Source organism: Mycobacteriales bacterium, from assembly GCA_035995165.1.
Taxonomy (GTDB): Bacteria; Actinomycetota; Actinomycetes; order Mycobacteriales; family CADCTP01; genus CADCTP01.
In genome coordinates this window covers 23,800-37,288 of sequence record DASYKU010000016.1, presented here as the reverse complement: position 1 = coordinate 37,288, position 13,489 = coordinate 23,800, and the positions used below count along the sequence as shown (strand labels likewise).

At 75.2% G+C, this 13,489-nt stretch carries 15 protein-coding genes; 12 read left to right on the top strand and 3 right to left on the bottom strand.

All coding sequences use genetic code 11. The features are described from left to right. The 10 genes from VGP36_02680 to VGP36_02635 form a co-directional block, all read left to right on the top strand. Nucleotides 1-271, top strand: a 271-nt coding sequence (locus VGP36_02680; protein HEV7653629.1) for a S1 RNA-binding domain-containing protein, incomplete at its 5' end; no start/stop codon positions are given. Between the two features lie 70 nt (nucleotides 272-341). Then, a complete protein-coding gene (locus VGP36_02675) occupies nucleotides 342-1,661 on the top strand; it encodes a pitrilysin family protein (GenBank protein HEV7653628.1) in 1,320 nt (439 codons plus the stop codon). 52 nt (nucleotides 1,662-1,713) lie between these two features. Beyond that, entirely contained in the window at nucleotides 1,714-2,481 is a 768-nt protein-coding gene (gene dapB, locus VGP36_02670) for a 4-hydroxy-tetrahydrodipicolinate reductase (GenBank protein ID HEV7653627.1), read from the top strand. 304 nt (nucleotides 2,482-2,785) lie between these two features. Beyond that, nucleotides 2,786-4,462: an NYN domain-containing protein gene (locus VGP36_02665; protein ID HEV7653626.1), complete on the top strand. Its 1,677-nt coding sequence runs from the start codon at nucleotides 2,786-2,788 to the stop codon at nucleotides 4,460-4,462. 51 nt (nucleotides 4,463-4,513) lie between these two features. Continuing rightward, nucleotides 4,514-5,476: an LLM class F420-dependent oxidoreductase gene (locus tag VGP36_02660; protein ID HEV7653625.1), complete on the top strand. Its 963-nt coding sequence runs from the start codon at nucleotides 4,514-4,516 to the stop codon at nucleotides 5,474-5,476. A 41-nt stretch (nucleotides 5,477-5,517) separates the two neighbouring features. Continuing rightward, on the top strand, nucleotides 5,518-6,645 hold the full coding sequence (locus VGP36_02655; GenBank protein HEV7653624.1) for a GAF domain-containing sensor histidine kinase: 1,128 nt from the start codon (nucleotides 5,518-5,520) through the stop codon (nucleotides 6,643-6,645). Next, the gene (locus VGP36_02650; protein ID HEV7653623.1) at nucleotides 6,635-7,285 is read left to right on the top strand and encodes a response regulator transcription factor; all 651 of its coding nucleotides are present in this window, start codon (nucleotides 6,635-6,637) and stop codon (nucleotides 7,283-7,285) included. Before VGP36_02655 ends, VGP36_02650 begins: the two co-directional genes overlap by 11 nt. Before the next feature lie 16 nt (nucleotides 7,286-7,301). After that, complete coding sequence (locus VGP36_02645; protein ID HEV7653622.1) at nucleotides 7,302-7,604, top strand: YciI family protein; 303 nt, start codon at nucleotides 7,302-7,304, stop codon at nucleotides 7,602-7,604. A gap of 103 nt (nucleotides 7,605-7,707) precedes the next feature. Then, entirely contained in the window at nucleotides 7,708-8,400 is a 693-nt protein-coding gene (locus VGP36_02640; GenBank protein ID HEV7653621.1) for an SDR family oxidoreductase, read from the top strand. Continuing rightward, the gene (locus tag VGP36_02635) at nucleotides 8,397-9,497 is read left to right on the top strand and encodes an S-adenosylmethionine:tRNA ribosyltransferase-isomerase (GenBank protein ID HEV7653620.1); all 1,101 of its coding nucleotides are present in this window, start codon (nucleotides 8,397-8,399) and stop codon (nucleotides 9,495-9,497) included. The genes VGP36_02640 and VGP36_02635 overlap by 4 nt, the downstream gene beginning before the upstream one ends. A gap of 10 nt (nucleotides 9,498-9,507) precedes the next feature. Here VGP36_02635 and VGP36_02630 read toward each other — a convergent pair whose 3' ends face one another. The 3 genes from VGP36_02630 to VGP36_02620 are packed head-to-tail and all read right to left on the bottom strand — an operon-like array spanning nucleotide 9,508 to nucleotide 11,190. Beyond that, nucleotides 9,508-10,146: a DUF2461 domain-containing protein gene (locus VGP36_02630; protein ID HEV7653619.1), complete on the bottom strand. Its 639-nt coding sequence runs from the start codon at nucleotides 10,144-10,146 to the stop codon at nucleotides 9,508-9,510. Then, the gene (locus tag VGP36_02625; GenBank protein ID HEV7653618.1) at nucleotides 10,143-10,676 is read right to left on the bottom strand and encodes a GNAT family N-acetyltransferase; all 534 of its coding nucleotides are present in this window, start codon (nucleotides 10,674-10,676) and stop codon (nucleotides 10,143-10,145) included. The genes VGP36_02630 and VGP36_02625 overlap by 4 nt, the downstream gene beginning before the upstream one ends. 10 nt (nucleotides 10,677-10,686) lie before the next feature. Then, nucleotides 10,687-11,190 carry a GNAT family N-acetyltransferase gene (locus VGP36_02620; protein HEV7653617.1) on the bottom strand — a complete coding sequence of 168 codons (504 nt, stop codon included), beginning with the start codon at nucleotides 11,188-11,190 and terminating at the stop codon, nucleotides 10,687-10,689. 55 nt (nucleotides 11,191-11,245) lie between these two features. Here VGP36_02620 and VGP36_02615 point away from each other — a divergent pair, with 55 nt between their 5' ends. Both VGP36_02615 and VGP36_02610 read left to right on the top strand, forming a co-directional pair. After that, nucleotides 11,246-12,163 carry an EamA family transporter gene (locus VGP36_02615; GenBank protein ID HEV7653616.1) on the top strand — a complete coding sequence of 306 codons (918 nt, stop codon included), beginning with the start codon at nucleotides 11,246-11,248 and terminating at the stop codon, nucleotides 12,161-12,163. A gap of 21 nt (nucleotides 12,164-12,184) precedes the next feature. Next, nucleotides 12,185-13,414, top strand: a complete 1,230-nt coding sequence (locus VGP36_02610; GenBank protein HEV7653615.1) for a winged helix-turn-helix domain-containing protein — start codon at nucleotides 12,185-12,187, stop codon at nucleotides 13,412-13,414. The last annotated feature ends 75 nt before the right edge of the window (nucleotides 13,415-13,489 follow it).

Here is a 13,489-nt window from a genome sequence, read left to right as displayed (position 1 = left end):
GAAGATCGGCGAGCGGTTCCTCGGCACCGTGGTGAAGACGGCCGCGTTCGGCGCGTTCGTCTCGCTGCTGCCGGGCCGGGACGGGCTGGTGCACATCAGCAAGCTCGGCAACGGCAAGCGGATCGGCAAGGTCGAGGACGTGGTCAAGGTCGGCGACAAGCTGCAGGTCGAGATCACCGACATCGACAACCGCGGCAAGATCAGCCTGATCCCGGTCAAGGACGAGGCCCCGGCGGCGACGCCGGAGCCCGAGCCGGCCGGCGTCAGCTGAGCATGACGCAGGCAACCGCCCCCGTCCGGCCTCGCCGGGCGGGGGCGACCTCGTGCGCGGGGCGGTCCCGATGACGGCGCCGAAGCGGGCCTCGACCCAGGTGCTGGGCCGCGGCTCCGGTGGTGAGGTGATCCGGCGTACGACGCTGCCCGGCGGGCTGCGGGTGGTGACCGAGCAGGTGCCCGGCGCCCGCTCGGCCGCGGTCGGCGTCTGGGTCGCCATCGGCTCCCGGGACGAGACCCCGGCGCTGTCCGGCGCGTCGCACTTCCTGGAGCACCTGCTGTTCAAGGGCACCCGGACCCGCTCGGCCCTGGACATCGCGGTCGCGGTGGACGCGGTCGGCGGCGACCTCAACGCGTTCACCTCGCGCGAGCACACCTGCTACTACGCGCACGTGCTCGGCGACGACCTGCCGATGGCGGTCGAGCTGGTCTGCGACGTCGTCACCGACGCGGTGATCGCCGAGCCGGACGTCGAGGCCGAGCGCGGGGTGATCCTGGAAGAGATCGCCATGCGCGACGACGATCCGTCCGACCTGGTCGGCGACCTGTTCGGGGAGGCCCTGTTCGGGCCGACCCCGCTGGGCCGGCCGGTGATCGGCGACGTCGCGACCATCGAGACGCTGACCCGGGACCGGATCGCGGGCTACTACCAGCGCCGGTACAAGCCGGAGTCGATGGTGGTCGCGGTGGCCGGCGCGGTCGACCACGCGGTGGTCGTGAAGCTGGTGAGGGCGGCGTTCGCGAGCCGGCTCGACCCGGGGGTGGCGCCGCTGCCGCCGCGGGCCGGGACCCGCCCGGGGCGGACGCCGGCCCGGGCGCTGACGGTCACCGACCGCCCGACCGAGCAGGCCAACCTGATCCTCGGCGGTACCGGGCTGGCCCGCGGGGACGAGCGCCGGTTCGCCCTCGGCGTGCTGAACAACGCGCTCGGCGGCGGGATGAGCTCGCGGCTGTTCCAGGAGATCCGGGAGAAGCGCGGGCTGGCGTACTCGGTCTACTCCTTCACGACCCAGCACGCCGGGGCCGGCCAGTTCGGCGTCTCGGTCGGCTGCCACCCGGCCAAGGTGCCGGAGGTGCTGGCGCTGGTCCGGGAGCAGCTCGCGGACGTGGCCGAGAACGGGGTCACCGACGCCGAGGTCGCCCGGGGCAAGGGCCAGTCGCGCGGCGGGCTGGTGCTGGGCCTGGAGGACATGGGCTCGCGGATGTCGCGCATCGGCAAGGGCGAGCTGTCCTACGGCGAGGTGCTCACCGTGGACGACGTGCTCGGGCACATCGACGCGGTCACCCCGGAGGACTGCCGCGCCGTCGCCGCGGACGTCCTGCGCCGGCCCCAGTGCCTCGCCGTGGTGGGCCCCTTCACCGAGTCCGACTTCAGCACTCCGGGGTGACGCGGGCCCGGCCGTGCCGGGCTCGCGCGCGCCGGTCCACTAGGGTGCCGTCATGACCGAATCCCCGGCCAAGGAGCCGCTGCGGGTGGGTGTGCTCGGGGCCCGCGGCCGGATGGGCAGCGAGACCTGCCGCGCCGTCGACGCCGCCGAGGACCTCGACCTCGTCGCGATGGTCGAGGCCGGCGACTGGCTGTTCGGCGTGGCCGACGCCGGCGCCCAGGTGGTCGTCGACTTCACCTCGCCCGACGTCGTGCTGGACAACATCCGCTGGTGCATCGACGAGGGGATCCACTGCGTCGTCGGCACCACCGGCTTCGACGCGGAGAAGATCGCCACCGTGCAGGGCTGGGTCGACGAGGCTCCCGGGGTCGGCGTGATGATCGCCCCCAACTTCGCCGTCGGCGCGGTCCTCGCGATGCGCTTCGCCCAGGTCGCGGCCCGGTTCTTCGAGTCGGTCGAGATCATCGAACTGCACCACCCGAAGAAGGTCGACGCCCCCAGCGGCACCGCGGCCCGGACCGCGTCGCTGGTCGCCGAGGCCCGCGCCGCCGCCGGCATCGGCCCGGCGCCGGACGCGACCACCACCGCGCTGGACGGCGCCCGCGGCGCCCGCGTCGACGGCGTCCCGGTGCACTCGGTCCGGCTGGCCGGCCTGGTCGCGCACCAGGAGGTGCTGCTCGGCACGACCGGGGAGACCCTCACCCTGCGCCACGACTCGTACGACCGGGTCTCGTTCATGCCCGGCGTACTGCTCGCGGTCCGTTCGGTGCCGTCCCGGCCCGGTCTCACGGTCGGTCTCGAGGCCCTGCTCGACCTCTGATCACCACGCCGACCAGGCGCGGATGTGTCGACGTTGATGACCCAGAGCGATACTCCGACTTCACCCTGTACGTGGACCCGGCAGTCTGGGACAGTCGAGTCACGGATGTCCGGATCCGTCGCTGCCGCGTCGGTCCGGTGCGGACCGGCGCCCGTCGCGTCCTAGGCGTCCCCCCGTGCGCTGAGGCCGGCGGGCGCCCTCCGTCGCGCGGTGTGATCCCTGGCGTACGTCGCTGGGGGTAGGCTGCGGGTCCGGGTGGTCACCCGGCGTGGTTCCGGGTGTCAGGAGGGGCACAGTGTCCGACGTGGCCCCGGATGTCGGCCGGCATGCGGTGCTGGTGGACGCCGGGTATGTCTACGCCTCGGTCGGCCAGCTCGTGCTCGGCCGGACGTCCCGGCGGGAGTTCCGGATCGCGGCCGAGCCGCTGATCGCGGCCCTGCTCGCCCGCGCCGCCGCGACCACTCCCGGTGAGCTCCTGCGGATGTACTGGTACGACGCCGCCCGCGACCGGGTGCCGACCGTCGAGCAGCGCCAGATCGCCGCGCTGCCGCACGTGAAGGTCAGGCTCGGCAACCTCAACTCGGCCGGCCAGCAGAAGGGCGTCGACGCACAGCTGCGGCAGGACCTCGAGGTGCTGGCCCGGCACCGCGCCGTCTCCGACGTGGTCCTCATCGCCGGCGACGAGGACATGCTGCCCGCGGTCGAGGCGGCCCAGGCGTACGGCGTGCGCGTGCACGTCTGGGGCGTCGAGCCGCCGTACGGGGTGAACCAGGCCGAGCGGCTGCTCTGGGAGGCCGACACCAGCGACCTGCTGGACGGCGAGTTCTGCCGGCCGTACATCGAGGCCGAGCCGGCGGCGGAGTCCCGCGAGTCCCGGGAGTCCCGGGAGTCCCGCGAGTCCCGGGAGTCCCGCGAGTCGCGCGAGGAGCTGGTGCGGGAGGCGGACAAGCCGATCGTGCCGACGCCGGCCGAGGTGTTCGCGGCCCGCAAGCTGCCGACGCCGCCCGCGCCGCGGCCTGCCGCCCCGTCGCACGACCGGTCCGGACCCGAGCGGCCCGAGATGGAGCAGATCGGCGCGCGGATCGCCGCCCGCTGGCTGCTCACCCGCGGCCGCGAGAACGTCGCCGACCTGCTGCCGGGGCCGGTGCTGCCGACCGTCATCGACAAGGAGCTGCTCGTCGAGGCGGAGGAGGAGATCAGCCGCTCGCTCCGGCCGTACGAGGAGGCGCGGCGGGCGCTGCGGGACGGGTTCTGGGCCAAGCTGCACCAGGAATTCGGCATCACCGGCAACGAACACCCCGCCGCCGTCCCCGTCCACTCGTCGGCGTCCCCGCCGCCGGCCCAGCCCGTTACCCCGGCCGGCGGTACGCCTGCCGCCGCGCCGGCCGCAGCCGCCACCGGGCCGACCGCGGCCCCGGCTGCGAGTTCGGGCGCCGGCGGGCCGGCGACCTCGCCCGGCGCCGTCCCGCCCGGCCCGGTCGCCCCCGGTCCCACCGCGGGTGCCGGCGGCCCGGCCGGATCTCCGGCTCCAGCGGCCCGCCCGCCGACGCCCGGCGCGCCGGCCGTGCGTCCGCCGACGCCGGGCGCGCCCGGGTCCCCGGCCGTGCGTCCGCCGACGCCGGGTGTCACCGCTCCGCTGCCCGCGCCCGGCTCGCCCGCGGGCGCCCCGGCCCCCGCTGCCGCCGTCCCGGCTCCCGCCGGCCCGCCCGCTGCCGGCGTCCCGGTTCCCGCCGGCGCACCGGCTGCCGGTGTCGGTACCCCGGCTCCCGCCGGCCCGCCTGGCGCCGGCGTCCCGGCTCCGGCCGGTCCGCCTGCCTCCGGCGTCCCGGCTCCGGCCGGCCCGCCTGCCTCCGTGCGGCCGGCTGCCGCCGCGGCGGACTCCGACGGTGCCGTGCCCGTACCGGCCTCGCCGGCGCACGCACCCGCCACCCCGATGCCGCACTCCACCCCGTCGCACGACTCGGCCGCCGCCTCCGCCTGACCGTTCGTCCCGGAGCGGATTGACGGGCTCGCACGCGGGCAGAGCGAGTGCATGCGGATCGGTTACACCATGATGTGCGAGCAGGCGGGACCGCGGCAGCTGGTGCGGGACGTGGTCCGGGCCGAGGAGGCCGGCTTCGACTTCGCCGTGATCTCCGATCACTACAACCCCTGGCTCACCTCCCAGGGCCACTCCCCGTACGCGTGGAGCGTCCTCGGCGCCGCCGCCCAGGCGACCGACCGGATCCCGCTCATGACGTACGTGACGAACCCGACCGTGCGTTACCACCCGGCGGTCGTGGCCCAGAAGGCCGCGACGGTCGGCCTGCTGTCCGAGGGCCGGTTCACCCTCGGCCTCGGCGCCGGCGAGAACCTCAACGAGCACGTCGTGGGCCAGGGCTGGCAGCCGGCGAACGTCCGGCACGAGAAGCTGACCGAGGCGGTCGAGATCATCGGCGCCCTCTTCGACGGCGGGTACGTCAACTACCGGGGCCTGCACTTCGACGTCGACTCGGCCAAGCTCTGGGACCTCCCCGAGCAGCGCGTGCCGATCGGCATCGCCGTGTCCGGACAGCAGTCGTGCGACCTGGCCGGCAAGCACGCCGACCTCATGATCGCGACCGAGCCGAAGCCGGAGCTGGACGAGATGTTCGACGCCGCCGGTGGCCGGGGCAAGCGCCGCGTCGGCCAGATCGGGGTCTCCTACGGTCCGGACCGGGACGCCGCGATCGGGCGCGCGCACGACCAGTTCCGCTGGTTCGGGCTGGGCTGGAAGGTGAACTCGGAGCTGCCCGGGCCGGCGTCGTTCGAGGCGGCGTCGGAGTTCGTCCGGCCGGAGGACGTGGCCGAGCAGATCCCGTGCGGCGCGGACGTGAGCACGTTCGTCGACGGCGTCCGCGCGTTCGCCGAGGCCGGGTTCACCGACGTCGCGCTGGTGCAGATCGGCGGCGACCAGCAGGACGCGTTCCTCGACTGGGCCCCCGAGGAGCTGCTGCCGGCCCTCAAGAAGCTGTAGGGAATGGCTCCCCGCGCCGAAGGGGCTGTAGAACTGGCCGGGTGACGAGCCCGGAGACGACGGCGCTGCGCCGGTTGCTGGACGTCGCGCTGGCGCTGGGCGCGGAGCGGCGGACCGAGCCGGTGCTGCGGGTGATCCTGGACGCGGCCCGCGACCTGGCCGGCGCGAGGTACGCGGCGATCGGCGTCCCCGACGGCGCCGGCGGCTTCGGGCTGTTCCTCACCGCCGGCGTGGACGCCGAGACCTGGGCCGCGATCGGCACGCTCCCGCGGACGCACGGCCTGCTCGGCGCGCTGCTGGCCGAGCCCGGCACGATCCGGCTGGCCGACATCCGCGACGACCCGCGGTTCTCCGGCTGGCCGCGGGCGCACCCGGACATGAGCTCGTTCCTGGGCGTGCCGATCGTGGCCGGCGGCGAGGTGCTGGCCGAGCTCTACCTGGCCGACAAGACCGGCGGCGGGTTCACCGACGCCGACGAGTCGCTGGTCGAGACGCTGGCCGCGCACGCCGCGCTCGCGGTCGTCAACGCCCAGCGGACGGAACGGGCCCGGGAGTTGTCGGTCGCGGCCGAGCGGGCCCGGCTGGCCCGGGAGCTGCACGACTCGGTGACCCAGACCCTGTTCAGCCTGACCCTGGCCGCGGAGAGCGCGGCCGCGCTGGCCGGCGGGGCCGATCCGACCCTGGTCGACCAGCTCGACCAGGTCCGGGAGCTGGCCGCGGCCGGGCTGGCCGAGATGCGCGGCCTGGTCGAGACCCTGCGGCCGGTCGACCTGGACGCCGACGGCCTGGCCGGTGCGCTGCGCAAGCGGGTCGAGCTGCTGCGACGCGTGCACGACGTGCGGATCGGGCTCGAGGTGCGCGGTCCCCGCCTCCGGGATCGTACGGTCGAGCGCGAGGTGCTGATGGTCGCGGGCGAGGCGCTGGCCAACGCGCTGCGGCACGCGGACGCCCGGGCGGTGACGGTCGCGCTGGACACCCGCGACCCGGTCCGGCTGGTGGTCGCCGACGACGGCGGCGGCTTCGACCTGGCCGCGACGCTGCGGGACTCGCACCGGCTCGGGCTGACCTCGATGCGGGAGCGGGCCGAGGCCGTCGGCGGCACGCTCGTGATCGACAGCCGCCCCGGCACCGGGACGACCGTGACCCTGGAGGTGCCCGGTGACTGCTGAGCCGCTGCGCAAGTCGCTGAGGCTCGTCCTGGTAGACGACCACGAGATGGTCCGGGCCGGGCTGCGCACGTTCCTCGGCCTGCAGCCCGACATCGAGGTGGTCGGCGAGGCCGGCTCGGGCGAGCAGGCGCTCGCGCTGGTGCCGGGGCTGGCGCCGGACATCGTCCTGCTGGACCTGGTGCTGCCGGGGATGTCCGGGCTGGACGTGGTCCGCCGGCTCAAGGCCGCCCACCCCGAGGTCAAGGTCGTGGTGCTGACCAGCTACGCGGGGGAGGACTCGGTGCTGCCGGCGGTCCGGGCCGGCGTCGCCGGCTACCTGCTCAAGGACGTCGGCCCGGCCGAGCTGGCCGACGCGCTGCGGGCCGTGCACGCCGGCGGCGCCTCGCTCGACCCGGCGGTCGCGGCGACGGTGATGTCCAGCGTCGCCGGTCCCGATCCGGCCGGCGCGCTCACCCCGCGTGAGCGCGAGGTGCTGCGGCTGATCGCCCGGGGCCGGTCCAACCGGCTGATCGCCCGCGACCTCGCGCTGTCGGAGAAGACGGTCAAGGCGCACGTGAGCGCGATCCTGGCCAAGCTCGACGTCGCCGACCGCACCCAGGCCGCCCTGTACGCCGTCCACCACAACCTGGCCGCCGGATGAGTGGCATCATCCCGGCATGGCGGAGTGGGTCTACTTCATCCACGCGCCGCGGGAGAACTTCGCCGCGACGATGACCGAGCACGAGCGGGCGGTGTTCGCCGAGCACTGGGTCCGGCTCCAGCGCCTGCATGCCGAGGGCGTGATGATCCTGGCCGGCCCGACCCTCGGCAGCATCAACACCGGCCTCTGCGTCTTCGAGGCGCCGGACGAGGACAGCGCCCGCCGGATCATGAACGAGGACCCGACGATCAGCAGCGGAGTCTGCCGAGGCGAACTCCGCGGCTTCGCCACCGCCCTCCTCCGCGGCCGCGAGACCTAGCCGCGGCGGGCGGACGGGCGGTCGCCGGGCGTAGGACCAAAGTCCTAGGGGGCAGCGGCTCGGGGCCGATGGCGCGGGTCCGGCGCGGCGGCACGGTGGAGACATGCCAACCGCTGTCATCACCGGAGCGTCCCAGGGCCTCGGCCGGGCGCTCGCCACCGATCTCGCCGGCGCCGGCTGGCGGCTCGTGCTCGACGCCCGTACCGCGGCCGACCTGACCGCGGCCACGGCGCCGCTCGGGCCGGACGTCGTCGCCATCCCCGGCGACGTCACCGACCCCGAGCACCGGCACGCGCTGGCCGCCGCGGCCGGCGGCCGGCTCGACCTGCTGGTGCTCAACGCGTCCGCGCTCGGGCCGTCGCCGCTGCCGCCGCTGGCCGAGCTGGGCACCGCCGAGCTGCGCCAGGTCCTGGAGACCAACGTGGTCGCGCCGCACGCGCTGACCCGGCTGCTGCTGCCGGCGCTGCGGGCCGCTGCCGGCTGCGTGCTGGCGATCTCGAGCGATGCGGCCGTGGCGGCGTACCCGGGCTGGGGCGGGTACGGCGCGAGCAAGGCCGCGCTCGACCAGCTCGCCGCGGTGCTGGGCGCGGAGGAGCCGCTGCTGCGGGTCTACGCCGTGGACCCCGGCGACATGCGTACCGCCATGCACGCCGCCGCGTTCCCGGGCGAGGACATCTCCGACCGGCCCGAGCCGGAGACGGTCGTGCCGGCGCTGCGCCGGCTGCTCGACTCCGACCTCCCGAACGCCCGCTACGAGGCCGGAGACCTCCCGGTCCCCACCGGAGCGCACTCATGACCGCCGCCCACGGGGTCGTCCGAGAAGGCGGCCGGGATCTGCCGGGCGGATGGAGGGGCGCGGCCGGGCTTCCGGAGGGAGCGCCGGCAACGAGCCCGCCGGAGGCGCGCGGCATCGGCCGCGACGGTGTCCGGATGCTGGTCGCCTCGGCCAGCGAGGGCCCGCGCCCGATGGTGGCCCGCCAGCTGCCGGCCGTCCTGCGCCCGGGCGACCTGGTCGTCCTCAACACCTCCGACACCCTCCCGGCGGCCGTGGACGGGGTGACCGCGACCGGCGAGCGGGTGGCCGTGCACCTGTCCACAGTGGACCGGGAATCCGGCCGGACCACCGCGGAAGCCCTGCGGGCACGCAGGTCCCGCTGGGTCGTCGAGCTCCGCCGTCCGTCCCGCCGCCAGGGCGGCGAACCGTCCACCGTGGACCGGGAGGGCGTCGAGGTCGCCCTCGGCGCGGCCCGCCTCACGGTCGGGGCGCCGTACCAGCCCGGGCACCGTCGCCTGTGGACGGCCGAGCTGCGTACCCCGGGTCCGCTGGGGGAGTGGCTGGTCGCGCACGGCGAACCGGTCCGGTACGGCTACACCGCCGGGCCCTGGCCGCTGGCCGCCTACCGCACCGACCACGCCGACACCCCCGGCAGCGCCGAGATGCCGAGCGCCGGCCGGCCGGTCACCACCCGGGTGCTGCGCAACCTGCGCCGGCGTGGGGTGGAGGTCGCCACCGTCGTGCTGCACTGCGGGCTGTCCAGCCCGGAGCGGGACGAGCCCCCGTACGCGGAGTGGTATTCGGTCCCGGCGTCCACGCGCCGCGCGGTCCGGGACGCCCACCGGGTCATCGCGATCGGTACCACGGTCGTGCGGGCGCTGGAGGCGGCGGCCCGCTCCGGGCAGCCGGAGGGCTGGACCGAGCTGGTGATCGGCCCGGGCGACGAGCTGTCCACTGTGGACGGCCTGCTCACCGGGTGGCACCCGCCGGCGGCGTCGCACCTGCAGATGCTGGCCGCCGTGGCCGCTCCGGGCCTGCTCGAAGCGAGCTACGCGGCCGCGGCCGAGCAGGGCTACCGCTGGCACGAGTTCGGCGACGTCCACCTGATCCTGCCCTGAGGAGGGACGCTCAGCGCCGGGGCTGGTCGCTCGCGCCCACGTTGGTGTGCAGCCAGTCGTTGAGCGGCGCCAGCCCCCGCCAGGCGTCCCGGACCCGGGTGTACGCGGCCCGGGTGTGCAGCCAGGGCTCCGGCTCCCAGTGCCGGCTGGCCACCAGCGACCGGTGCTTCAGCAGCTCGATCCGCGGGTGGTCGGCGGCGTAGCCGCGCGGCGGCCGGGTCATCCGGTCGCCGCCGACCTCGTACCCGGCCTTCTCCAGCGAACCGACGATGCGCGAGAGGGCCGCGCCCTGCACGTCGTCGGCGACCGCCCGGCGCAGCCGCTCCAGCTGGTCAGGGGCCGGGTGGTAGACGCCGCCGCCGAGGAACAGCCCGTCCGCGGACAAGGAGAGGTAGTAGGACTCCACCATCGCCGCGGCCTGGGTCTTGTACGGCGTCTTGTCCTTGCTGAACCGCACGTCCCGGTACGGCCGGAACATCTTGCCCGTCCCGAACTCGGCCTCCAGCTCGGCCAGCAGCGCCAGCATCGGGGCCCGGACATGCTCCTCGTACACGTCCTTGTGGTCGGTCCAGTACGGCTTGGAGTTGTCGGCCTCCAACCCCTCGAAGAAGATCAGCGCCCGCTCCGGGAACCCGCGGAAGTCGCTCACGCCGCCTCCGTCAGCGAGACGTGCCAGCGGTTCTCGCGCACGGTCCCGCCCTCGTCCTCCAGCGTCCGGACCAGGCCGTCGCGCTCCCAGCCGGCGGACTCGTAGAAGGCGGCCGAGGCCCGGTCGCCGTCGGGCACCCAGGCGACCAGCCGGGTCATCGCGTCCGCCGTCAGGTACTCGACCGTCGCGGCCAGCAGCCGGCTGCCGTGCCCCCGCCGGCCCCAGCGCGGCTCGACCAGCAGCGCGGCCACCGCGGCCTCGCCCGGCGCCGCGTCCTCCTCCTCGGACGGGCCGACGGCCGCGAAGCCGACCAGCGTGTCCCCCTCGGTCGCGACCAGCACGTGGTGCGCCGGCGAGGGCGGCTCGCGCACCGCGGCGCCCCAGGCCGCCGCGGCCTGCTCCTGGTCCAGCGCGGCCAGCACCGAGGCCGGCAGGAACCGCCGGTACGCGGTCCGCCAGGTCTCGATCTGGATCCGCGCGATCTCCGGCACGTCCGCGGGTCGCGCCGCCCGCACCGCCACGTCCGCCACGGAGGAGACGCTATCCGTCGTACCGGTAGCGCAGCTCGGGCAGGGTCGCCCCGCCGACCTCGTAGTCGTGGGTGGCGCCGTCGGCGGCGAAGCCGGCCTTCTCGTAGAACCGGCGGGCATGGTCGTTGCCGGTCAGCACCCAGAGCAGCACCGGGGCGAGCCCGTGGCGCCGCAGCTCGCCCAGCCCGTACGCCAGCAGGACCCGGCCGACGCCGGCGCCGACCACGTCCGGCCGCGCGTAGATCGCCTCGATCTCGCCGCAGCCGGGACCGGGCGGGTCGTCGTCCCGGTACGGCCCCACCGACAGCCAGCCGACCACCTCGCCGCCGGCCTCGGCCACGTGCTGGCCGGCCAGGCTGCGGCCCTCGTTCCGGCGCCGGCGCACGGCCGGGTCCATCCCGTCCAGGAACGCCTGCGGCACGATCCCGCGGTAGGCCGTCTGCCAGGCCCGTACGTGCAGCTCCGAGGCCGCGTCGAGGTCGGCGGCCACCATCGGCCGGCAGATGACGTCCATGTGGCCATCCTCTCAACCCGATCATCCGGATTTCCCGTGGTGGCAGTCTCGGGCTGTGGGAGCCAAGGCCGTCGGAGCACTCGGGATCGTCTACGTCGTCTGGGGTTCGACGTACCTCGCCATCCGGTACGCGGTGGAGGGCGGCTTCCCCCCGCTGCTCTCCGGCGGGCTGCGCTTCGTCGCCGCCGCCGCGATCATGCTGGTCTACCTCGTGCTCCGGCGCGGGCGGGCGGCGCTGCGCTCGACCCGGACCCAGACCGTGACCGCGGCGCTGTCCGGGATCCTGCTGCTGGCCGGCGGCAACGGGCTGGTCACGGTGGCCGAGCAGCGGGTCAGCTCCGGGCTGGTCGCGCTGCTGGTCGCCGCCATCCCGCTCTGGATCGTGGTGCTGCGGACGGTGCTGCGGGACCGCCCGGGTCCGGCGACCGCGATCGGCGTGCTGGTGGGCCTGGTCGGGGTGGCGGTGATCTTCCTGCCCGGCGGGTCGGGCGGGACCGACGTCGGCTATGCGGCGCTGTGCGTGCTGGCCGCGCTGTCCTGGGCGGCCGGGTCGCTGCTGGTGACGCTGCGGCCGGTGCCGCCGGACCCGCTGATGCTGACCACGGTGGAGATGTTCGCCGGCGGGCTGCTGCTGCTGGTGGTGTCGGTCGGCCGGGGCGAGCTGTCCGGGTTCTCCTTCGGCGAGGTCACCGGCAAGGCCTGGTGGGCGCTGGCGTACCTGATCGTGTTCGGGTCGCTGGTCGCCTTCACCGCGTACGTCTGGCTGCTCGGGAACGCGCCGGTCTCGATCGTCGCCACCTACGCGTACGTCAACCCGGCCGTCGCGGTGCTGCTCGGCGCGTTGTTCGCGAGCGAGCGGCTGGGCGGCTCGGCGCTGGTCGGCGGCCTGATCATCCTGGTCGCGGTCGCGCTGGTGGTGACCGCGGAGAGCCGGGAGCGGCGGCGGGCGGCGGCGGTCGTGGAAGTGTCGTAGGCGTCTGTTTGGATCAGGTCCGTGGTCAGATCAGAGACGCTCTCGGCCGGCCAGGCCCGCCGGATCGCGCTGGCGGCGCAGGGCTTCGGCGAGCCCCGCCCGGCCGGCCGGATCGACGCGCGGCACCTGCGCCGGGTGATCGACCGCATGGGCCTGCTGCAGATCGACTCGATCAACGTGCTGGTCCGCTCCCACTACCTGCCGGTCTTCTCCCGCCTGGGGCCGTACCCGCAGGATCTGCTGGACCGGATGTCCTGGGGCCGCAAGGCCGAGCTCTTCGAATACTGGGGGCACGCCGCGTCGCTCATCCCGCTGCGGCTGCAGCCGGCGCTGCGCTGGCGGATGGAGCGCAACCAGCAGAAGGACGGCGGCTGGGCCAGCCAGATGCGGGCCCGGCGCCCGGGCTACGTCGACGAGATCCGGGAGCTGGTCCGCCGGGAGGGGCCGATCGGCGCGGGGGCGACCGGCGAGGCCCGCCCGAACACGCCCGGCTCGATGTGGAACTGGCACGACGGCAAGATCGCGCTGGAATACCTGTTCACCGTCGGCGACGTGATGATCGCCGACCGGCCGAACTTCGAGCGGCTCTACGACCTGTCCGAGCGGGTGCTGCCACCGGCGGTCCTGGCCACCCCGACGCCGTCCGCGGCGGACGGCCAGCGCGAGCTGGTCCGGGTCGCGGGCCGGGCGCTCGGGGTCGGGACGCTCAAGGACCTCGCCGACTACTTCCGGTTGTCCTCGGCCGAGACCAGGGTCCGGATCGCCGAGCTGACCGAGGCGGGGGAGCTGCTGCCGGTGCGGGTCGAGGGCTGGAAGGACCAGGCCTGGCTCTGGGCCGAGGCGAAGCTGCCCCGGCGGATCGCGGCCCGGGCGCTGCTCACCCCGTTCGACCCGATGGTCTGGGAGCGGGCCCGGACCGAGCGACTGTTCGGCTTCCGCTACCGGGTCGAGATCTACACGCCCGAGCCGAAGCGGATCTACGGCTACTACGTGCTGCCGTTCCTGCTCGGGGACCGGCTGGTCGGCCGGATCGATCTGAAGGCCGACCGGGCGGCCGGGGTGCTGCAGGTGCGGGCGGCCTGGTCGGAGACACCCTCGCCGGCGCCCGAGGTGGCCGAGGAGCTGGCGGTCGAGCTGGCCGACATGGCGCGTTGGCTCGGGCTGGATTCCGTCGCCGTCCGGCCCCGGGGCGACCTGGCGCCGGCCCTCGCGGCCGTGGTCGGGACCGCGGCCACTCTGCCGATCGGGTGATCTTCCGCCGCCGAACCATCCGGTACGGCCGGCCGGAGCGAATCTGAATACGTAGGGGACGCGTCGGGTCGCCGC

Coding starts and splice junctions, on each gene's coding strand:
- dapB (HEV7653627.1), top strand. CDS start 1,714: ATGACCGAATCCCCGGCCAAGGAGCCGCTGCGGGTGGGTGTGCTCGGG.
- VGP36_02675 (HEV7653628.1), top strand. CDS start 342: ATGACGGCGCCGAAGCGGGCCTCGACCCAGGTGCTGGGCCGCGGCTCC.
- VGP36_02645 (HEV7653622.1), top strand. CDS start 7,302: ATGGCGGAGTGGGTCTACTTCATCCACGCGCCGCGGGAGAACTTCGCC.
- VGP36_02620 (HEV7653617.1), bottom strand. CDS start 11,190: ATGGACGTCATCTGCCGGCCGATGGTGGCCGCCGACCTCGACGCGGCC.
- VGP36_02635 (HEV7653620.1), top strand. CDS start 8,397: ATGACCGCCGCCCACGGGGTCGTCCGAGAAGGCGGCCGGGATCTGCCG.
- VGP36_02660 (HEV7653625.1), top strand. CDS start 4,514: ATGCGGATCGGTTACACCATGATGTGCGAGCAGGCGGGACCGCGGCAG.
- VGP36_02640 (HEV7653621.1), top strand. CDS start 7,708: ATGCCAACCGCTGTCATCACCGGAGCGTCCCAGGGCCTCGGCCGGGCG.